The following is a 19,600-nucleotide window of genomic DNA, read 5'->3' on the forward strand; positions in this document are numbered from 1 at the left end:
GGATCCTATTCGACTGGTAAGAACTCGGGTACCGAGAGATAGCGCTCACCGGTATCGTAGTTGAAGCCGAGCACGCGGGTGCCTGCGTCAAGCTCAGGCAATTTCTGCGCAATCGCAGCCAGAGTGGCACCCGAAGAAATGCCGATCAACATGCCTTCCTTTCGTGCCGCTCTGCGGGCCATTTCCTTCGCATCTTCAGCGTCGACCTTAATCGCACCATCAATTGCATCGGTATGAAGGTTACCCGGGATGAAGCCCGCACCGATGCCCTGAATTGGGTGAGGGCCAGGCTCACCGCCATTGATCACTGGAGAAAGAACGGGCTCCACTCCGTAAGCTTTGAAGTTCTGCCAATGCCTTTTAAGCTCTTCGGCACATCCCGTCAGGTGCCCTCCGGTGCCAACGCCGGTGATCATCACGTCAACCGGAGTATCAATGAAGTCAGCTAGGATTTCCTGAGCAGTGGTGTGGGCGTGAATCGCGGGGTTCGCGCTATTGTCGAACTGGCTCGGCATCCAAGCCCCTTCGGTGGTGTCGACGATCTCGGTCGCGCGGGCAATGGCGCCCTTCATTCCTTTTTCTTTCGGGGTCAGATCAAAGGTCGCGCCATAGGCGAGCATCAGTCGGCGACGCTCAATTGACATGCTTTCGGGCATGACGAGGACGAGCTCATAACCTTTGACCGCCGCCACCATGGCAAGGCCGATCCCGGTGTTGCCGCTGGTCGGTTCGACGATGGTTCCACCAGCTTTGAGCAGTCCCTTGTCTTCGGCATCCTCCACCATAGCGAGCGCGATGCGGTCCTTGATTGATCCGCCCGGATTGCTGCGCTCAGATTTCAGCCAGACCTCATGATCTGGGAACAGCTTGGACAGGCGGATGTGCGGAGTACCGCCGATTGTCTCGAGAATGTTTGCAGCTTTCATGTCAGGTCCTCCTGAGAATCTCTTTTCACGCCACCTTCTAGCAGATCATCTGGCGGATCGAAGGTTTTCGTTGTGCGTAGGACAGGGAAAATTCGGCTCCAAGCAGCAACAGTCACGATTGCGCCCACTCCGCCGACAACTAGTGCTGCGACAGGGCCCATGGCATAGGCCAGAGCGCCAGAGAACGCATCGCCGCCTTCATTGGATGCGCTAATTGTGAGCATGCTAACGGAAGACACGCGTCCGCGCTTATCGTCGGGTGTATGCAATTGGATCAGCGATTGGCGCACGTAGACACTGAACATGTCAGCGGCACCGATAATGAACAACATCGCAAGGCTGAGCGGTAGGCTGATCGAGAGGCCGAAGACAATTGTAGCGACACCAAAAACACCAACCGCCCAAAGCATTTTTGGGCCAACATTGGTTTTTAGAGGCCTGACCGAGAAGAATAGGCCAGTCACGATAGCGCCCGCTGGCGTGGCTGATGCAAGCATTGCGAGACCGATCTCGTCGGTTTGCAGAATGTCGCGTGCAAAGACCGGAATGAGCGCATTAGCTCCAGCGAGAAACACCGCAAACAGGTCCAGCGTTATCGCACCCAAGACCATCTTGTTCCGCCCAACATAAGCAAGGCCATCGACGATTGCGCCGATAGGGCGCTGGTCCTTGCGCATGGCAGGCTGGGGAACTTTCCCGACTAGGCCCAGCGAGATGAATGCAACCGTGAAAAGCACGCTTGCTCCAAGGTAGGGGAGGGTGGGCTCAATAGCATAGAGCACCGCCCCGATTGCTGGCCCGACTAGCCTGCCGACCTGCCAAGAGATTGACGAAAGTGCAATTGCCGTGGGCAGCAATTCCTTTGGCACAAGGTTAGGCGAGAGTGCGGAAAAGGCAGGCCCGGCAAATCCGCGGGCGATGCCGAGTGCTATCGATACTGCGAAGAGGATGGGGAGCGAAATCTCACCGACCCATGTGCCCCATAGCAGCGCGCCGGCGCATAGGAACTGCAACAATACTGTCAGGAGGCCTAGCAACCGCCTGTCGAAGCGGTCAGCGGCAAGGCCTGAGAACGGAGTCAGAATGAAAAGCGGCAGAAATTGCAAGAGGCCAATTATCGCCAGTTGGCCAGCGCCCTCGGCTACATTCATCCCGGCATCGCGCGCCAGATTGTAGGCCTGCCACTGGATAACCAGAAGCATAGCGTCTTGCGCAAGGGTCATGCTCAGACGCGCGGCCCAATAGGCGCGGAAATTGTGGATCTGGAACGGGTGAGTGGCGGCTTGGGATATCACGCAAGCGCCATGACAGGCGCGAAGCGTCCTGCCAAGCGAGTGGTGTCAGTTGTCGTGAGAATCTGGGTTTTAGCGATCGCGCCGAAGGCGTGGATTGGGCTGAAGCGTATCTATCATCGTGACAAAATCATCGAGACGGATAATCCGCTCAAACTGGAAACCAGCCCGGTTTTCACGAGTCCAGATGACATAAGCTTCGATTCGACCGACTACGGGCAAGCGAATGATGACGCGTTCACCGCGTCCCAGGCTTTCTGCATCATCGACCATAAATCCATGCGCTGAGATATTGCAGACGTGCAGATTGATATCGCCTTTCGAGTGATGCTCGACGATCACGGGGAAATCCACTGGGTGGCGCGCAGCGCGCCGCATATCGGTTACACTCAGATTTGCTCCGGCTGCCACAGGCCAAGCCCTCCTTCTTCAAAGGTCCGCACCCTCACGGACAATTTGTAAAGTGCCGGAGAAAGGCTGATATTTAGTAAAGCGCTTGGGACAGCTACAAAGTTAACCCTATGTCTAAGCCATCCAAACCTTTGGCGCGTGCGCACTCGGCGATCCGATCACACGGTAATGAGGCCGTGCTTCTTCTTTCCCAAACTGAGCTTCAAGGGCTCGCCTTCACGCGGGTGAACGACGAAGCCAGCGTCAAGGATGACATCGCCATCCACCTTGACTGCGCCCTCGGCGATCTTGCGTTTGGCCTCCCCGTTTGAGGCTGTGAAGCCTATCCCGGTCAGTACTTGCAAGAGCCTTTCTCCGCCTGAACCCGCCGCGAACGTCGGTAGGTCCTCGCCTGCGCCACCACCAGCAAAGGTTTCCCTCGCAGTGGCTTCCGCCGCCTTTGCAGCTTCAAACCCACGCACCAAGGCCGTAACCTCATTCGCGAGCACCGTCTTGGCGTGGTTGATTTCAGCACCCTCAAGAGCCTCGAGCTTTGCGATTTCTTCCAAGGGCAAATCGGTGAAGAGCTTAAGGAATTTCCCTACGTCCCGGTCATCGGTGTTGCGCCAATATTGCCAGAAATCATAGGCGGGCAGCGCATCTTCATTGAGCCAGATGGCCCCATCTACAGACTTGCCCATTTTGGCACCGTCCGCGCGGGTGATGAGGGGCGCAGTAACGCCATAAACCTCTCGCGCATCAATACGGCGGTTAAGTTCAATCCCGTTGACGATATTGCCCCATTGATCCGAGCCGCCTAGCTGCAATCTGCAATCATAATCGCGCGCCAGTACGAGAAAATCGTAGGCCTGCATGATCATGTAGTTGAATTCGAGGAAGCTCAGAGGCTGCTCTCGATCGAGGCGTAGCTTTACCGAATCAAACGTCAGCATTCGGTTGATCGTGAAATGCGGGCCCACATCGCGCAGCATCTCCACATAGCCGAGCTTACTTAGCCAATCGTCATTATTGATAAGCAGCGCGCCAGTTGTGCTGTCGCCAAATTCAAGGATACGCTCAAAGCTACCTTTGATCCCGGCGATGTTTGATGCGAGCCGCTCCTCGGTCATCAACTGGCGGGTTTCATCCTTACCTGATGGATCGCCAACCTTGGCTGTGCCACCGCCCATAATGACAATCGGCCGGTGCCCTGCTTGTTGCAGACGGCGCAGCAACATGATCGAAGCAAGGTTGCCGATGTGGAGCGAAGAGGCGGTTGGGTCAAAGCCAACATAGCCGGTGATGACCTGCTTGCTTGCAAGAGCGTCCAGTGCGCCCGGATCGGTGATTTGGTGCAAGTGGCCGCGTTCCTCAAGCAGACACAGCAGATCGGATTCGTAAGTCATGAGGGAGCGCTTAACAGTGTGCATGGACGCGGGGAAGTCACTTGCGCGCCTTGTTTCACTTGGCGATAGGAACGGCATGAAAGCCCTTATGCTCCACAACGCTTGCGACCTTGGCCCCATTCGCTCCGTAACCGCTGAGGTTCATGCGACAGACGTAGGTTGTGAGGCACGTTTTCGGCTCGATGGTGGAGTAGACCGCATCAAGGTGCCAGAGGCGGCTCCGTCGATCCGCACCGATGATCTTTGGAAGACAACCTGCTTCGAGATATTTTGGCAGCCGATTGGCGGGACGTATTACCGTGAATTCAACCTATCGCTCTCGGGACGGTGGGCTGCCTATGACTTCGATGGTTTTCGCGAAGGTATGCGCGATGCGCCGGTTGATGCGATTTCATTGAGCGTGGCACATGGCTCTTCGGACGGGGCAGGCGAACTTGAGCTTGTCGCTAACATTGCCAGTGACTTACCAACCCCCGCGCAAGTGGCATTGAACGCAATCGTCGAACACGCAGACGGAAGTTTGCAGTTTTGGGCCTTGGCCTTTCCTCCAGGCAAGCCGGAGTTTCATTCTGAGGCATGTCGCCAATGGGTGCTCGATCGCGCATAGGTCCACATTAATCGACGGCTGTTCGCCCAAACGGACGATTCAGCTGGACGATCTTCCAATTGAGTACAAACGCGAAACTGACCCATGCTAGGTATGGCGCGTTGAGCCACGCTGCCACGGTGGAGTATCCAGACAGGAAAAAGCACAAAGCGGCAACCGACAACCAAAGGAAAACATTCTCAAACAGCGCCCAATCAGGCCGCTTTGATTTGAAAAAGAGCGGTGACCAGGCAAGGTGCAGAACAAAGTTCACGCCAAAAAGAGCCGCGATGAGGATATGGTCGGGAAAGAATTGGGCTTTTGAGTAGGCTAGATACAAGCTCCATCCCGAAAGGCCGAGGATGACAGTCCATGCTGGGCCGAACAGCCAATCGGGTGGCTGCCAGCTCGGTTTCTTGAGGTTTCTGTACCACTCGCCGATCTCTGTCAGCGCACCGCCAGCTCCGCCGAGGATGATCGCCCAGAGAGCTGCGATGATCGCCAAAGTCCAATCGATATCCATCAGTGCATGCCTACACACTTACCGGTGGGTTACAAAGCGTGAGCGATGCAAACGGGATTGCGTTCCAAGTCGGACTGCTTCAATTCTGCGCAATGACTTCTTCCGTGAAATTTGGCGTGGATCGACTGCTTGCAAGCCCTGAGCTTTTGGAACAATTGAGAGGCCGCCGCGTGGCCCTGATCGCTCACCCTGCAAGCGTTACCGAAGATCTGACACACAGCCTGGACGCGTTGATCGCGGCGGGTGTGAATGTGACCGCCGCGTTTGGTCCTCAGCATGGCCTTAAGGGCGACAAGCAGGACAATATGGTCGAGACCGAAGATGAGATGGATGCTGACTACGGAATTCCGGTGTTCTCGCTCTATGGCGAAGTCCGGCGGCCAACCGGTCAGATGATGAGCACTGCCGACGTGTTTCTTTATGACCTACAGGACTTGGGCTGCCGGATATACACCTTTGTGACGACCCTCCTTTATCTCCTCGAAGAGGCGGAAAAGCTAGGCAAAGAGGTGTGGGTTTTGGATCGCCCGAACCCCGCTGGCCGCCCGGTGGAGGGCACTTTGCTGGTGCCGGGGCATGAGAGCTTTGTTGGCGCTGCGCCCATGCCCATGCGACATGGTTTAACGATGGGCGAAATGGGTCATTGGTTCATTGAACACTTCGGGCTCGAAGTAGAATACAAGGTTGTTGCCATGGAGGGCTGGCAGCCTGAAGCGGGCGGCGATGTCATTGCTAGCGGCTATGGGTGGCCTCATGACCGCATTTGGGTCAACCCTTCGCCCAATGCCGCGAGTTTGAACATGGCGCGATGCTACGCCGGCACGGTGATGATCGAGGGCGCGACAGTGAGCGAGGGCAGGGGGACCACGCGACCCTTAGAGGTATTGTTCGGCGCGCCAGACATTGATGCGAAGGCGGTTGGGAAGGAGATGCTGAGCCTAGCGCCCGATTGGTGCGCTGGTGTGACGATGCGCGACTGCTGGTTCGAGCCGACCTTTCACAAGCACGCTGGGAAGCTGTGCAATGCGATCATGCTCCACGCGGAGGGGCCGGCATACGATCACGAGGCGTTCAAACCGTGGAGGATGCAGGCGCTGGCGTTCAAGGCGATCCGGCGACTTTATCCGGACTACGAACTGTGGCGCGGTACGGACTTTAAGTACGAGTACACGAACGATGTGCTCGCAATCGATGTGATCAACGGCGGGCCAACTTTGCGGGATTGGGTAGATGATACGAGTGCGTCGCCTGATGATCTGGATGCAATTGCGTCAGCGGACGAGGCCGCTTGGGTGCAAACTGTTAGAACGCATTTGATTTATTGAACATAGTTTTCGGGTTTTGGTCGATCGAGTAACTTACCCTCTATTAGTGCAGTTACGTTGGTTAGTATCTGTGAGTTGATAGTCTTTAAGCTCTCTAGCTCGCCCGGTCCGCAGCCAAGCTCTTCTACCTGCTTTGCGATTGCCTCCAGCGAAAGCGCATGAGATCTGAGGGCGTTTGCCATGGCAGTTAATCGTCTGGCCAATGATAACTGACCTTGGTCGTCGAGTTCGTACGTTGGAAAATCTGATATGTCGTTCGCTAGAGCTTCCGATGTTAACGCGGCCTGTCGAATGGAAAGCGGGAATGGCGTAAAGTATTCAGATGTTCGTGAATAGCTTTCGATCGCCTCGTACCCGTGCTGCAACAACCGTTCTGCTGCCTTCTTGAGCTGACTCTTCCGACGCTTTTCAGGGCCTCTTGCAATTACAATAGTTAGAAAAAGTGCAAGCATTGATCCAAAGAACTGCGCCCATCCAGCGAGTCCCTCGTTGGAACCGAGCCACTCAATCAAGGCATTCAATTCATCAATGCCCCTGCTTCCGACTCAACTCCCGCATCGCATCATCCAACCCCTCTAAGGTCAGCCCATACATGCGGTCGTTCACGAGCTCTTTGAGCATCTTGGTCGATTGCGAATAGCCCCATTGCTTTTCAGGCACGGGATTGAGCCAGACGGTTGCGGGATAAGTGTCCGTCACCCGCTTCATCCAAAGCGCGCCGGCTTCTTCGTTCATATGCTCGACCGAGCCGCCCGCATGGGTAATCTCATACGGGCTCATCGCCGCATCGCCCACGAAGATCACTTTGTAGTCGTGGCCATATTTGTGGAGGATGTCCCAGGTCTTTTCCCGCTCTTGCCAGCGGCGCTTGTTGTCCTTCCAAACGCCTTCATAGAGGCAGTTGTGGAAGTAGAAAAACTCGAGGTTTTTGAATTCAGTGGTGGCCGCACTGAAGAGTTCCTCGCACAGCTTGATGAAAGGGTCCATCGAACCGCCCACATCAAGGAACAAGAGCAATTTCACAGCGTTACGACGCTCTGCTCGCATATGAATGTCGAGAAAGCCTTGTTTGGCTGTGCCATCAATCGTCGCGTCCAGATCAAGCTGATCCTGCGCGCCTTCACGGGCGAACCGCCGAAGACGGCGAAGGGCCATCTTGATGTTGCGGGTGCCCAGCTCCTTGGTGTTGTCGAGGTTTTTAAACTCGCGCTTTTCCCAGACCTTGACGGCTTTCTTGTGCTTACTCTCGCCGCCGATGCGCACGCCTTCGGGGTTGTAGCCTGAATTCCCAAAGGGAGATGTTCCTCCGGTGCCAATCCATTTGTTCCCGCCTTCATGGCGCTTTTCCTGTTCGGCGAGGCGTTCTTTAAGCTTTTCCATAAGCTCGTCCCAATCGCCGATCTTTTCAATCTCGGCCATTTCCTCTTCGGTCAGGAATTTCTCCGCGACGGATTTGAGCCAATCCTCAGGCACATCGACCGGGTTCTGCCCATAATCGGACATGATGCCTTTGAAGACCTTGTGGAACACCTGGTCGAACCGGTCGAGCATTCCTTCGTCTTTCACAAAGGTAGCACGGCTGAGGTAATAGAACGCCTCAGGCGTCTGCTCGATCACGTCCTTTTCGAGCGCCTCAAGCAATGTTAGGTGCTCTTTGAAACTTGCGCCGATACCAGCGTCGCGCAACTCATCCATGAAGTTGAAAAACATGAGCCCCATGTAGCCGCTAGAAGGCTAAGACGCCAGTCTGAAAGACGCGGGCTTTTGTATGAATACTCGTTGGTTGAGACCCATTTTAAAGTTTCGCTAACCAAACTTAGTTAGCGCTCTGCCCAAGGCACGCCACCACGCGCGTATAACAGATGGGGCCGCAGATTAATGAAACCAATTGCAATTGAAGCGACAGACGCTTCGGCGCTTGAAGCCATCCCGGAGAACTGCGGGGCAGTTACGGTGGGATGCAGCCAGGTTGCGGGCGTGGTTGAAGCGGTGATTGCATCCTCTGAGATGTTGCGGGCAGAGCATGATGCGCTCCAAGGCACTGTTGCAGACCTGGAAGCCGACCAGGCCAAGGTCTCGGATGCGAGCGACGAAGCTCGCCTCTTGTCCGAGCGCGCGATCGAGCGGCTTAACGAAGGGTCGGCGCTGATCCATTCTTCGCTGGGTCAGATCAATGATTTACTTGAAATGGTTGATACTCTTGGCCAGCATGTCACGACTTTTGCCGCAGCGATGGAGCAAGTACGCCGCAGCGCAAAAGATATCGACGATATCGCTGAAACGACCAATATTCTTGCGCTAAACGCAACCATCGAGGCGATGCGCGCAGGGGAAGCCGGACGGACCTTTGCGGTGGTGGCAGACGAGGTGAAAAGCCTCGCTAATGACACACGCAAAGCGACTGAAGAGATCACTCACACCATTTCCTCTCTGGATGAAGAAGCCAACACCTTCATCACAAAGATCGAAGCGGGGAGTCAGGCAAGCGGCGAAGCCAAAGCTTCAGTTGCGCAGATCGAGAAGACGATGGAGAATGTGAGTGGCCTTGTTGAAGAGGTCGACAAGCAGAACGATGTCATCGCTCGTTCAACCGGGACAATCAGTGGTCATGTGAATGCAGTGCAGGATGTGCTGGAGAGTTACGACCGCGTCACGCGCGAGAACGAAAAGCAACTTGCCGACGCACAAAGCGAAGCAGTGGGCCTTGAGAGCATAGCCAACGACATGTTCGATGGACTGGTTCAGGCAGGGCTTTCTCCTCAAGATGACGCAATGGCTCAACATGCCATGGAAGTCGCCCGAGAAATCATTGCTGAAACCGAAGCGGCTATCGCGAGCGGTGAACTAAGTCGCGCCGCAGTGTTCGATCAGGATTATGCTCTCATCAAAGGCTCCGCGCCTGAGCGCTTCACCACCGGGATCACCGAATTCGCAATGCGAGTCTGGAAACCAATTATGGACCGATCAACTGATAGCATCGAAGAATCGATTGCCACCGTGTGCGCCGATACCAACGGGTATATGCCCGCCCATATTGAACGGTTTGCGCAAAAACCAACTGGCGAACTTGAGCACGACACGCGCTTTTGCCGCAATGGCCGCATCCTGATGGATGATGCAGATCATGCAGCGCTAAGGAGTGAGGCTCCTTATCGTCTGTCAGTCTTCCGTCAGCCTACCGAAGGTGGCGGCTATGGCGTGGTGCGCAGCGCCTATGTTCCGCTTCGCATTAACGGCGAGCGTTGGGGCGATCTGAAGTTCGCCTACACGCTCGACGGATCGCGGATTTAGCTCGGATTGCGGCGCGCCATAAAGGCCAGGCGTTCGAACAGCATCACATCCTGCTCATTCTTGAGCAGAGCACCGTGGAGCGGCGGGATCGCGCTATTGGGGTTTGCGTCTTGGAGCACTTCCAACGGCATGTCTTCGTTCAACAGCAGCTTCAGCCAATCGAGAAGTTCGCTGGTTGATGGCTTCTTTTTGAGCCCCGGCACTTCACGCAGCTCGTAGAAGATATCCATCGCCTTTTTCACCAGCGTCTTTTGAATGCCAGGGAAGTGAACATCGATAATCGAAGACATGGTCTCACGATCAGGGAACTTAATGTAATGGAAAAAACAACGACGAAGGAATGCGTCGGGCAGTTCCTTCTCATTGTTTGAGGTGATGACCACGATCGGGCGCTCTTTGGCCTCGATCCGCTCCTGCGTTTCGTAAACGTCGAAGCTCATCCGATCGAGCTCTTGAAGAAGATCGTTCGGGAACTCGATATCGGCCTTGTCGATCTCGTCAATAAGAAGAACGGGGAGCTGCTCAGAGGTGAAGGCTTCCCACAGTTTGCCCTTCTTAATGTAATTGCTGATGTCGTGGACCCGCTCATCGCCAAGCTGACCGTCACGAAGGCGCGCAACCGCATCATATTCGTAGAGGCCCTGTTGCGCTTTGGTGGTTGATTTGATGTTCCACTCGATCATCGGAGCGCCGAGCGCCTGGGAAATCTCATGGGCAAGAACGGTTTTACCAGTCCCGGGTTCACCTTTGACCAAGAGCGGCCGGCGCAGGGTCACAGCGGCATTCACCGCGACTTTGAGATCATCGGTCGCGATATAGTTGCTGGTGCCTTCAAAGCGTTGGCCGTTCGTGTCGCTCATGGGTTTTCCTTCAAAACGTAATTCTGTTCCGCGCCGCGATAAGGATGCAAATGGAGGTGTGCAAGAGGGCTTGCGCGAATGATCCTGATTAGCACTACGCTTGGGCGAGGATCAGTGTTCCAGAGACAACAGGCGCTGGGCGATAAGTTCCAGTGCAGATGGATCAAATCGCACGTCGTCATCACGCTGACTCAAGATCAGGGCGTAATCTTGACCATTCTTGTCCTCAAGCATCCAAGTCAGATTGAGAACTCCCGGTTCCGATCCACCTTTATAGCCGACAAAGTGAAAGTCCGCTCGCCTCTCCTCGGGCATTGAAGGGTTTATCGCCATTATCTCAAAGGCCTGCGGGTCAGCAGTTCTTCGCATGTAATCAAGCAAATTGACCAAGTCCTGGACACTCGCAAACCACTCAACATCCAACGCCACCGGTGCGCCAGAGAAGGCTGCGGCGACCTCTCTTGGTGGTACAGCCACATTTTCGATGCCGTCCAATATTTGATGCCGCACATCGGGGCCGTTGCGTTGGTAGGTTGTGAGCCGCCCTGGAGGCCCTGCTTTCAGAAGAAACATTTCGCGTGTCTTGAGGAAAGGATCATTGAGTTCCGGCCGAGCATGGCCACTCGCGATCAGCGTCTCCATGATGGCCTCGCGTCCGAGTTCATCGATCAGAGTATCGGTGGCAGTGTTGTCGCTGATGGAAATCATCAGACTTGCGAGCGTGTGAAGCGTTAGGGGCGCATCTTTGGGCCAATCTTGGAGCATTCCACTGGGAAAACTGCGGTTTGGCCCTAACGCCACTTGATCGCTCCAACTGCGCTTCCCTGTGGCGACTTCGCATGCAAGTGTTGCGAGTACATAGAGCTTGAATGTCGAACCGATGGGCATTTGCTCATCTGCCCCGGAAGATGTGATGGCATTAAGCCTGTCATCAATTGACCCGAACCGCCAAGTGACTTTGCCGGGGAGAGCTGCCAGATCAGCTTCGATTTTGGCAAGACTATCATCCACCGGGTCAAAAGTATGGAATAGAAGCTCACTCACCCGTTGATCAATGCTTGGGTCAATCGCGATAGCACCCTTCGCAATGGCGCGCTCCATGCGGATGGCGAGAACGGCCCGATGACCGGTGGAGGGATCAAGGCTTTCAACAGCCACTGCAGCGCCAAATTGCGTTGTCAGCTGGCGGGCAATGCCCTTGAAACGCTCAGCCGGTATCGCTGCAAGAAAGCTCTCGGACAGAACTTCCTCTGGCTCGAGTTCACCATTAACAAGCGCCACAACCTGCTCCGCTCGCATTTGCAATCCGGATTGCTCTTCCGCTGGAGCCACCTCATGCTCAAGACTTTGGGCTGCCGTAGGATTCGAATTGGCAATCGAGAGCAGAACCGTAGCGAGAATGCGTTGGCAAAGCTTGCTCAAACGATCTCTCCTGAAGCTAAATCCGCGCACTGGCCCCAAGGCACACAAACGCCAGTTGCGCGATGAGAATTACGACTGTTGCAATGCGCCATCCACTCCCCGCATCTTTCATCCCACGGTCCCAGGTCCACATACCAATTGCTCCTGTCGCCAGGCTACACAGGGCGATGGTGATCCAACCGTTTTGTGAGCTTAGTGCGATAAAAATAGTAAACAGAACCGCCATTTGGACGAGGAAGGCGGCCGCAAACCAAGCGATCGGAATAGGTCGATATTTCGCATCGGGGATATGCCAGTCGGGAATGGCGCTGTCAGGCCGTGAAATCCGCCGATCGCCAGCGTAAATGTCATCTTCGCGGGGATCTGGGTATTTGTCTTTGCTCACTTCGGTTCATTCCTAACGCGTATGAAACCCCCGCCATACCAATTGCCTGTTGGCTTACCTTCGGCATTATACTGCCGTGAGATCATATAGTACTCATCCGTGGATACCCAACTGTATGAATAGTGGCGATAGGTGCCCGGCGGCTCGTCAGAGAACCGTATTGTCAGTGATAGATTTCCGGCCCCATCAAGCGTCCCCGTGCCATCACCCAACCGAGAGCTGCCGAAGTGCGAGAGGTGTGAGACGGAGCTGCCATCATTTTGAACTGCCCACAATATGTGCCCTTCAAGATCTACCGCATCGACCTGACATAGAGCAGAACTATCGGTGTTGACCCGCGAGCACACAGTTCGGTGGCTGGGGATAGAGAGAGTTTCAACCGTCTCTCCGTCCCAGACCTGTTGAAATTGATCGTCCTTAAGCTTCCACTCACCGACAAAGCGGGAGAAAGGGTAAGAGGGCTCCGCTTTTTGAGCGGCAACTGACGGCGCTCCGGCCAACAATGCGATGGCCAAAAGTCCAAGCGACGGCCTCATGCGTCGATCATGTCCCTGTCCATCTCGCCTGCACGGTTTTGAATGAAGTTGAAGCGATGCTCTGGATTGCGGCCCATGAGCTGGTCGACGAGCTCTTTAACGCTCGCTCGTTGTTCGAACTCGAGGGGAAGGGTGATGCGAATAAGGCTGCGCGTGTCGGGGTGCATGGTGGTTTCGCGCAATTGCTGCGGGTTCATCTCTCCTAGCCCCTTGAAGCGGCCAACCTCGACCTTTTTGCCTTTGAACACAGACTCTTCAAGCTCCACCCGGTGCGCATCGTCTCGGGCATAACGGCTCTCTTTGCCAGCAGTAAGGCGATAGAGCGGGGGCTGCGCCAAGAACAGATGCCCTTTACGAACCAAATCGGGCATTTCCTGGAAAAAGAATGTCATCAAAAGTGTGGCAATGTGTGCACCGTCTACATCGGCATCGGTCATGATGATGATGCGGTCGTAGCGAAGATTCTCAGGGTCGCAGTCCTTGCGAGTGCCGCACCCCATTGCGAGAACAAGATCGGCAATCTCGGAGTTTGCGTTGATCTTGTCTTTCGTCGCGCTCGCGACATTCAATATCTTACCTCGGATCGGAAGGATCGCCTGGGTCTTACGATCACGGGCCTGTTTGGCGCTGCCGCCCGCAGAGTCACCCTCAACGATAAACAACTCGGTCTCTCTGTCGCCATCGCCGGAGCAATCGGTGAGCTTGCCAGGGAGGCGCAGCTTCTTGGCGTTGGTCGCTGTCTTGCGCTTGATCTCGCGCTCTTGCTTACGCTTGAGCCGCTCATCCATGCGCTCCATCACCTCACCCAAAAGTGCCTTGCCGCGCTCCATATTGTCGGTGAGGAAGTGATCGAAATGGTCGCGCGCGGCGTTCTCGACTAGCCGTGCTGCCTCAGGTGAGGTGAGCCGATCTTTGGTTTGTGATTGGAATTGCGGATCGCGAATAAAGACACTGAGCATAACCTCAGCGCCGGTCATCACATCATCGGCAGTGATGTCCTTTGCCTTCTTAACGCCAGTCAATTCACCAAATGCTCTCAGACCTTTCGTAAGAGCGCCGCGAATGCCTTGCTCATGCGTACCCCCATCGGGTGTGGGCACCGTGTTACAGTACCAACTGGTCGAGCCATCGGAGAAAAGCGGCCAAGCAATCGCCCACTCGACCCGACCCTGACTATCGGGAAAGTCCTGTCGCCCGGTAAAGGGCTGGGCGGTCACGCACTCTCTGCCCCCGACCTGTTCGGCCAGATGGTCTGCCAGGCCGCCGGGGAATTTGAACACTGCCTCCACCGGGACATCTTCAGAGGCAAGACTGTCCGCACATTTCCAGCGGATTTCGACACCAGCGAACAAATACGCTTTCGATCGCGCGAGTTTGAACAGCCGTGCAGGCTTGAAACTTCGCTCGCCAAATATTTCGGTATCAGGGGTGAAGGTAACCGTTGTGCCGCGCCGATTGGGGACTGCTCCCACCACTTCGATCGGGCCAAGGGATTGCCCTTTTGAAAACTCCTGTGCGTAGAGCTGCTTATCGCGCGCAACCTCAACACGGGTGTTTGAAGACAGCGCATTCACCACGCTGACCCCAACCCCGTGAAGGCCGCCGCTGGTCGCATAAGCTTTACCTGAAAATTTGCCGCCTGAGTGCAATGTCGAAAGGATCACTTCGAGCGTGGATTTGCCAGGGAACTTGGGATGTTCATCAACCGGAATGCCGCGCCCATTGTCTGAAATACTCAGGCGATTGCCTTCTTCAAGGCGGACTTCGATCCGGTTCGCATGGCCCGCAACAGCTTCGTCCATCGAATTGTCGAGGACTTCCGCTGCGAGGTGGTGCAGGGCGCGATCATCGGTCCCGCCGATATACATGCCAGGACGGCGACGGACGGGCTCCAGTCCTTCAAGAACTTCGATGGAGGAAGAGTCGTAATCACCGCTCGGAGCGGGAGCATTTTCAAACAGGTCTTCTGACATGGTCCTGATATAGGCGTTGGGGGCACCGCCTCACAAGCGGGCACCCCATCGTTTTGCGCCGAAATCGCTCTAAACTGTGCTCGCCTGGATTACTCGGCGAAACTACTTGGCGCAGCTTCGACTTCGACAATCTGATTGCCTCGAACCTGCCGCACCTCAAGCGCACGTTCGGCAACACCGCTGCGCATAAAGCGGAACGGGCCATCCACACCAAGGAAGCCACCACGGTCATAAAGCATAGAAACAGGAAAATCATCACCAACACGCCAGTCGCGCGCCACGCGAAGTGTCAATAGGACCGAGTCATAGCCGAGCGTTGCAATCCGGAATGGTTTGGAGCCAAAGCGAGCCTCGTAACTTTCTGAGAACCGACGGAAACGGCCGTCAGAGACCGCCGAAAAGAGAGCGCCTTCTACGGAACCTGATCGGGTGAGGGTACCTTCTCCGCTCCATAATTCTGTGCCCAGAAGGCGAGTGCCTTCTGCGCCTTGGCTGCGCAATTGGCCCGCGGCCAGTGTCGAAAGTCGTGCCCCTTCCGCGATCAGAACGGTGTCATAGCCTCCACGCTGACGCAGACGCTGTGCCGCGCCGACGATAGAGGTGTTGCCACGCGCATAGCGTTCGAAGCCAACGAGATTGCCACCGTAATCGCGTAGCGAATTCTGGAGAGCGCTGTATGCTTTTTGCCCGTAGTTACCCTCGGGCAAAAGGGCGGCAAAGCTGGCTGAACCGTTTTCGCGGGCATAACGCACTGAGTTTGCGACTGATTGTTCCGGCACATGGCCGATTACAAACACGTCGCTGCTGGCGACACTTGCGTCATTTGAGAAGGCGATTGCCGGTACGCCTGCTGGTCCTGCAGCGGTTTGAACAGCTGCCACATTGTCAGCGAGCAATGGCCCAAGGATCAGCTTGTTGCCATCGGCAATCGCTCGACGAGCGGCGCCCGCAGCTCCGCTGGAAGTATCATAAGTGGTGATACGAAGGTTCTCTGCACTCGTGTCTAGCAGAGCCATTGTGGTGGCATTGGCAAGTGCCTGGCCAACTTCAGCAGTACTTCCTCCCATCGGAACAAGCAGCGCCACGCGATGGCGTGTCGAATCGGTAGGAAGTGCAGTCGCGCTCGGCTGAGGTGTAGGAGTGGGAGGCGGTGCACTGGGTACTGGCCCGGTGCGCGGAATGACCTGACAACCGGCAAGCAGAGCAGCAGAACCAGCAAGCGCGACGGTGCGTCGATCAACGGTCTTCGCCAACAGGCGAAACCCTGAGCGTTCCAAATCCATGTCGAAAACCGACTTTCCCATCCGCTTCATTCTTGAAGACCCCTAAAAGCTGCTTACAAGGATGGCTCTTGTGAGCACTCTTATCCCTGAATCATGTGAACCCAAATCTCTTGAGCCCGGGTTCTATATTGTCGCAACGCCTATTGGCAATCTTGGCGATGTAACGATACGTGCTGTCGACGTGTTGCGGTCGGTAAGTCTGATCGCGTGCGAGGATACGCGGGTGACTGGAAAGCTGCTCAAGGCGTGTAATGTAAAGACCCGGATGCAGCGTTATGATGACCATGCATCGGAGAGCGTTCGAAAACGGTTGATCGAAACGGCGCGGGGGGAGCCTGTTGCTTTGGTGAGCGATGCCGGGACCCCGTTGGTGTCAGATCCCGGATACAGGCTGGTGCGCGAGGCGCGTGAGGCAGGTGTAAGCGTCACCACAATTCCCGGCGCTTGCGCTGCAATAGCGGGTCTGACTCTCTCCGGCCTGCCCAATGACCGTTTTCTTTTTGCGGGATTTCTTCCGGTTAAAGAGAAAGCGCGTGCGAGTGTCCTGGAAGAGTTTGGGTCAGTTGAGGCTACCCTCATTTTTTATGAGACTGGCCCACGCCTGCTGCGATCTCTTGCAGCTATCGCCGATCTTTGGCCGGGCCGTGAAGTCTCAGTCGCACGCGAACTTACCAAACTGCATGAGGAATGCCGCACAGACGCTGCTAGCGAGTTGATCGAACATTATACGGCGCATCCTCCCAAAGGTGAGATCGTGTTGATGATTGGCCCGCTCACGCACATTGATAAGGCAGTCGATCCTGATGCGCTCTTGAAAGAGGCTTTGGCTGATATGAGCGTGAGCAAAGCGGCGGGCAAGATTGCAAAGGCAACGGGGCTGGACCGGCAAACGCTTTATGCCCGCGCAGTTGAGCTTAAAGGACAATGAGCGAAAAGCGCGTCATTGCCGATCGCAAAGGGCGCGAGGCCGAGACGCAAGCGGCACAGTTTCTTATGCAAAAAGGGTTCGAAATTGTTGGCGAACGGCGGAAAACCAAGCTGGGCGAGATTGACCTCATTGCTCGTAGACCCGGCCTAGTCGTCTTTGCCGAGGTCAAATGGCGCGCACGAAAAGCTGACCTTGCCACCGCCATAGACGAACATCGTTTGGCCCGCGTTGCTGCCGCTGTAGAGGTCGTCGCTCACGAATATGCGCAGGGCAATGAGGACATACGGATTGATGTGATCCTGCTTGCACCCGGATCGCGCCCGACGCACATTAAAAACGCTTGGATGCCTTAGGAAACTTTCAAAATGACACTAAAGATCGCGGTCCAAATGGACCCTATCGAAGACATCAACATCAACGGCGACAGCTCATTTGCGCTGATGCTGGCCGCGCAGGAACGAGGCTATGAAGTCTTTGAATATCATGTTGAAAGCCTGACCCTTGATGCCGATGACCGCCTGATCGCGGAATGCTCTCCGGTTAAGGTCAAGCGTGTCCAAGGCGATCACTTTGAAAAGGGCGGGGAACAAAGGCTGGACCTCGGCCGCGATATCGATGCGATCTTGATGCGTCAGGACCCACCGTTCCACATGGGCTATATCACTGCCACCCACCTGCTTGAGCGCATCAAGGACGAGACATTGGTGGTCAATGATCCGGCCAATGTCCGCAATGCGCCGGAAAAGGTGATGGTGCTCGACTATCGCCGTTTCATGCCGCCAACTTTGGTGACGCGTTCAGTAGACGAGGTGCGCCGCTTTATGGCTGAGCATGGCGCGGTGGTGGTGAAGCCCATTCACGGCAACGGCGGCAAAGCGATCTTCCGCGTACCAGCTGATGGCGACAATCTGACGGCGCTGTTCGAGGTGTTTAACCAGACTTGGCCCGAACCGCATATGGTCCAACCCTTCCTTCCGGAAGTGGCAGAGGGCGACAAACGCATCGTCCTGATCGATGGAGAGGTTGCTGGCGCAATCAACCGTATTCCGGGCGAGGGTGAGTTCCGCTCAAATCTTGCGATGGGTGGGAGCGCGGAGAAGTCTGATTTGACGGAGCGCGAACAAGAAATCTGCGCAGCGATGGGACCAGAACTCAAACGTCTTGGGCTCACCTTTGTGGGCATCGACGTGATCGGCGGCAAATGGCTGACCGAGATCAACGTGACCTCGCCTACGGGTATTGTGGCGATTTCCGAGTTTGACGGGACGGACCTTGCCGGGATGATCTGGGATGCGATTGAGGCGCGGTTGGACGATTAGGTCCGGTTTTGAGCACCGGCATCAAGATTGGCATTGTCAGAAGTTGGGAGTGAAAGCGAACGGTTCAGCGATATCTCATTGCATAAACCTGCAGCTAAAGAGGTGCGACACTCTAGTCAGAGTTCTGCTCAGCCTCCTGACCTCTGGTTGTGGTCTCTAAAAACCGGAGTATCCGCGGCCACTGATCACGGCGAGCCGCTAAGTCTCCATTGGCATCCCCACCCATACTTGCGAGCATCCGAGTGTCGCTTTCATCAAGATCGCTAGCGGGTCCAAAGGCCCAGTGTCCAGCATCGTCGTAAACCAGCAATTCAATCGCAGCACCTTCTCCTTTTTCAACCTTTGCCTTGATTTCTTCAGCCATGCGGCAACCTGGCCAGAGCGTATCGTTCTTTCCGCAAATCAACAGAATTTGCGCCGTAGCTTTTTGAATTGGGATAAATGCCGACGGATGCTCTGTGGCGGCATCCCTGCTACGTTTGAACATTTCCAGTCTCAGAGCATCTACCGTAAAATACTCGTGCCAATCGAGTGATTGATACGGTAAATATGCGACCGGGTCGCCGCTTTCGCTCCACGAAGAGCTGAACTGCGACATATCGATGCTGTCAAAGTCGAACCCTTGCCAGATAACGTCGCTAGGCATGGCCGCAACCACTGCTCCGACACGGGCGTCGCGCGTGGCCAGTAGCAACGCGCCTTCTGCCCCTTTTGAATGACCAATCACCGCGATGGGACCGGGTCGTATCTCTGGGTTGGAACTCAGCCAATCAAGCGCGGCGTCAAAAGTTTCGAGGGGCACCATATTGAATGACCGATTGCTTTCCGAGGTTGCGTAATAGCTTTGATAGAGAACTGAGTAGCCCTCTTGTGCCAGCTGCCTTGCAAAGACATTGCGGTACTCGCGCAGGCCACCTTCCGAACCTCCAAGTAGCAGAATAGCGGGTCGCGGCCGGTCGCCTAAACCTCGATAAAAATTGGCAGGCAAGCCATTGATCGAGACGCGCTCACCCCCATCGCCCGCCTCTACTACGACGATTGGGCGCGGTTCCCTCGTGAACCAGAAATAGGCATTCACTCCAACGAAGACCAAGATAAGGGCCAGTAAACCAAGTCCAATCTTGTATCGACGCTTCATGCTGTATGCCTCTTGAT

At 55.4% G+C, this 19,600-nt stretch carries 20 protein-coding genes; 6 read left to right on the forward strand and 14 right to left on the reverse strand.

Annotated elements, in window-relative coordinates; all coding sequences use genetic code 11:
• Positions 1–5 precede the first annotated feature (5 nt).
• From cysK to tyrS, 4 genes are all read right to left on the reverse strand, one after another.
• Complete coding sequence (cysK, locus tag Q0778_RS01555; RefSeq protein WP_298333502.1) at positions 6–926, reverse strand: cysteine synthase A; 921 nt, start codon at positions 924–926, stop codon at positions 6–8.
• The gene (locus tag Q0778_RS01560) at positions 923–2,221 is read right to left on the reverse strand and encodes an MFS transporter (RefSeq protein WP_298333504.1); all 1,299 of its coding nucleotides are present in this window, start codon (positions 2,219–2,221) and stop codon (positions 923–925) included. The genes cysK and Q0778_RS01560 overlap by 4 nt, the downstream gene beginning before the upstream one ends.
• A gap of 69 nt (positions 2,222–2,290) precedes the next feature.
• A complete protein-coding gene (locus tag Q0778_RS01565) occupies positions 2,291–2,629 on the reverse strand; it encodes a PilZ domain-containing protein (protein WP_298305399.1) in 339 nt (112 codons plus the stop codon).
• 158 nt (positions 2,630–2,787) lie between these two features.
• Complete coding sequence (gene tyrS, locus Q0778_RS01570) at positions 2,788–4,014, reverse strand: tyrosine--tRNA ligase (protein ID WP_298333506.1); 1,227 nt, start codon at positions 4,012–4,014, stop codon at positions 2,788–2,790.
• A 76-nt stretch (positions 4,015–4,090) separates the two neighbouring features.
• On the opposite strand from tyrS, the gene Q0778_RS01575 reads away from it, so the two are divergent.
• Positions 4,091–4,621: a hypothetical protein gene (locus tag Q0778_RS01575; RefSeq protein WP_298333508.1), complete on the forward strand. Its 531-nt coding sequence runs from the start codon at positions 4,091–4,093 to the stop codon at positions 4,619–4,621.
• A 7-nt stretch (positions 4,622–4,628) separates the two neighbouring features.
• Here Q0778_RS01575 and Q0778_RS01580 read toward each other — a convergent pair whose 3' ends face one another.
• On the reverse strand, positions 4,629–5,123 hold the full coding sequence (locus Q0778_RS01580; RefSeq protein WP_298333510.1) for a TspO/MBR family protein: 495 nt from the start codon (positions 5,121–5,123) through the stop codon (positions 4,629–4,631).
• Between the two features lie 104 nt (positions 5,124–5,227).
• Here Q0778_RS01580 and Q0778_RS01585 point away from each other — a divergent pair, with 104 nt between their 5' ends.
• On the forward strand, positions 5,228–6,448 hold the full coding sequence (locus Q0778_RS01585; RefSeq protein WP_298334845.1) for a DUF1343 domain-containing protein: 1,221 nt from the start codon (positions 5,228–5,230) through the stop codon (positions 6,446–6,448).
• On the opposite strand, the gene Q0778_RS01590 is transcribed toward Q0778_RS01585, so the two are convergent.
• Positions 6,442–6,969 carry a hypothetical protein gene (locus Q0778_RS01590; RefSeq protein WP_298333512.1) on the reverse strand — a complete coding sequence of 176 codons (528 nt, stop codon included), beginning with the start codon at positions 6,967–6,969 and terminating at the stop codon, positions 6,442–6,444. The genes Q0778_RS01585 and Q0778_RS01590 overlap by 7 nt on opposite strands.
• Positions 6,970–6,973: 4 nt before the next feature.
• Positions 6,974–8,158 (reverse strand): VWA domain-containing protein, encoded by a 1,185-nt coding sequence (locus Q0778_RS01595; protein ID WP_298305551.1) that lies wholly within the window; start codon positions 8,156–8,158, stop codon positions 6,974–6,976.
• A 168-nt stretch (positions 8,159–8,326) separates the two neighbouring features.
• Between Q0778_RS01595 and Q0778_RS01600 the strand changes: the two genes are divergently transcribed.
• Complete coding sequence (locus Q0778_RS01600; RefSeq protein ID WP_298333514.1) at positions 8,327–9,739, forward strand: methyl-accepting chemotaxis protein; 1,413 nt, start codon at positions 8,327–8,329, stop codon at positions 9,737–9,739.
• On the opposite strand, the gene Q0778_RS01605 is transcribed toward Q0778_RS01600, so the two are convergent.
• The 6 genes from Q0778_RS01605 to Q0778_RS01630 all read right to left on the reverse strand — a co-directional run bounded on the left by Q0778_RS01605 (position 9,736) and on the right by Q0778_RS01630 (position 16,228).
• Positions 9,736–10,599: a MoxR family ATPase gene (locus Q0778_RS01605; RefSeq protein ID WP_298305378.1), complete on the reverse strand. Its 864-nt coding sequence runs from the start codon at positions 10,597–10,599 to the stop codon at positions 9,736–9,738. The genes Q0778_RS01600 and Q0778_RS01605 overlap by 4 nt on opposite strands.
• Positions 10,600–10,710: 111 nt before the next feature.
• A complete protein-coding gene (locus tag Q0778_RS01610) occupies positions 10,711–12,021 on the reverse strand; it encodes a serine hydrolase (RefSeq protein ID WP_298333516.1) in 1,311 nt (436 codons plus the stop codon).
• A gap of 16 nt (positions 12,022–12,037) precedes the next feature.
• Complete coding sequence (locus Q0778_RS01615) at positions 12,038–12,406, reverse strand: hypothetical protein (protein ID WP_298305373.1); 369 nt, start codon at positions 12,404–12,406, stop codon at positions 12,038–12,040.
• Positions 12,403–12,942 (reverse strand): hypothetical protein, encoded by a 540-nt coding sequence (locus Q0778_RS01620; protein ID WP_298333518.1) that lies wholly within the window; start codon positions 12,940–12,942, stop codon positions 12,403–12,405. Before Q0778_RS01620 ends, Q0778_RS01615 begins: the two co-directional genes overlap by 4 nt.
• Positions 12,939–14,915 (reverse strand): DNA topoisomerase IV subunit B, encoded by a 1,977-nt coding sequence (parE, locus tag Q0778_RS01625; protein WP_298333520.1) that lies wholly within the window; start codon positions 14,913–14,915, stop codon positions 12,939–12,941. Before parE ends, Q0778_RS01620 begins: the two co-directional genes overlap by 4 nt.
• 89 nt (positions 14,916–15,004) lie before the next feature.
• Positions 15,005–16,228 (reverse strand): penicillin-binding protein activator, encoded by a 1,224-nt coding sequence (locus tag Q0778_RS01630; protein ID WP_298305367.1) that lies wholly within the window; start codon positions 16,226–16,228, stop codon positions 15,005–15,007.
• 31 nt (positions 16,229–16,259) lie between these two features.
• Here Q0778_RS01630 and rsmI point away from each other — a divergent pair, with 31 nt between their 5' ends.
• From rsmI to gshB, 3 genes are read left to right on the forward strand one after another with little or no spacing between them, the layout of a single operon-like run.
• The gene (rsmI, locus tag Q0778_RS01635; protein ID WP_298333524.1) at positions 16,260–17,126 is read left to right on the forward strand and encodes a 16S rRNA (cytidine(1402)-2'-O)-methyltransferase; all 867 of its coding nucleotides are present in this window, start codon (positions 16,260–16,262) and stop codon (positions 17,124–17,126) included.
• Entirely contained in the window at positions 17,123–17,479 is a 357-nt protein-coding gene (locus tag Q0778_RS01640; RefSeq protein ID WP_298305360.1) for a YraN family protein, read from the forward strand. The genes rsmI and Q0778_RS01640 overlap by 4 nt, the downstream gene beginning before the upstream one ends.
• A gap of 12 nt (positions 17,480–17,491) precedes the next feature.
• Complete coding sequence (gene gshB / locus Q0778_RS01645) at positions 17,492–18,445, forward strand: glutathione synthase (RefSeq protein ID WP_298333526.1); 954 nt, start codon at positions 17,492–17,494, stop codon at positions 18,443–18,445.
• 112 nt (positions 18,446–18,557) lie between these two features.
• Here gshB and Q0778_RS01650 read toward each other — a convergent pair whose 3' ends face one another.
• Positions 18,558–19,583: an alpha/beta fold hydrolase gene (locus tag Q0778_RS01650; RefSeq protein ID WP_298333528.1), complete on the reverse strand. Its 1,026-nt coding sequence runs from the start codon at positions 19,581–19,583 to the stop codon at positions 18,558–18,560.
• Positions 19,584–19,600 lie beyond the last annotated feature (17 nt).

The sequence above is a fragment of the uncultured Erythrobacter sp. genome (assembly GCF_947502395.1).
Taxonomy (GTDB): domain Bacteria; phylum Pseudomonadota; class Alphaproteobacteria; order Sphingomonadales; family Sphingomonadaceae; genus Erythrobacter.

Coding starts and splice junctions, on each gene's coding strand:
- Q0778_RS01580 (WP_298333510.1), bottom strand. CDS start 5,123: ATGGATATCGATTGGACTTTGGCGATCATCGCAGCTCTCTGGGCGATC.
- Q0778_RS01605 (WP_298305378.1), bottom strand. CDS start 10,599: ATGAGCGACACGAACGGCCAACGCTTTGAAGGCACCAGCAACTATATC.
- Q0778_RS01630 (WP_298305367.1), bottom strand. CDS start 16,228: ATGAAGCGGATGGGAAAGTCGGTTTTCGACATGGATTTGGAACGCTCA.
- Q0778_RS01600 (WP_298333514.1), top strand. CDS start 8,327: ATGAAACCAATTGCAATTGAAGCGACAGACGCTTCGGCGCTTGAAGCC.
- Q0778_RS01595 (WP_298305551.1), bottom strand. CDS start 8,158: ATGTTTTTCAACTTCATGGATGAGTTGCGCGACGCTGGTATCGGCGCA.
- Q0778_RS01620 (WP_298333518.1), bottom strand. CDS start 12,942: ATGAGGCCGTCGCTTGGACTTTTGGCCATCGCATTGTTGGCCGGAGCG.
- rsmI (WP_298333524.1), top strand. CDS start 16,260: ATGGCTCTTGTGAGCACTCTTATCCCTGAATCATGTGAACCCAAATCT.
- Q0778_RS01575 (WP_298333508.1), top strand. CDS start 4,091: ATGAAAGCCCTTATGCTCCACAACGCTTGCGACCTTGGCCCCATTCGC.
- Q0778_RS01640 (WP_298305360.1), top strand. CDS start 17,123: ATGAGCGAAAAGCGCGTCATTGCCGATCGCAAAGGGCGCGAGGCCGAG.
- cysK (WP_298333502.1), bottom strand. CDS start 926: ATGAAAGCTGCAAACATTCTCGAGACAATCGGCGGTACTCCGCACATC.
- parE (WP_298333520.1), bottom strand. CDS start 14,915: ATGTCAGAAGACCTGTTTGAAAATGCTCCCGCTCCGAGCGGTGATTAC.
- tyrS (WP_298333506.1), bottom strand. CDS start 4,014: ATGACTTACGAATCCGATCTGCTGTGTCTGCTTGAGGAACGCGGCCAC.
- Q0778_RS01650 (WP_298333528.1), bottom strand. CDS start 19,583: ATGAAGCGTCGATACAAGATTGGACTTGGTTTACTGGCCCTTATCTTG.
- gshB (WP_298333526.1), top strand. CDS start 17,492: ATGACACTAAAGATCGCGGTCCAAATGGACCCTATCGAAGACATCAAC.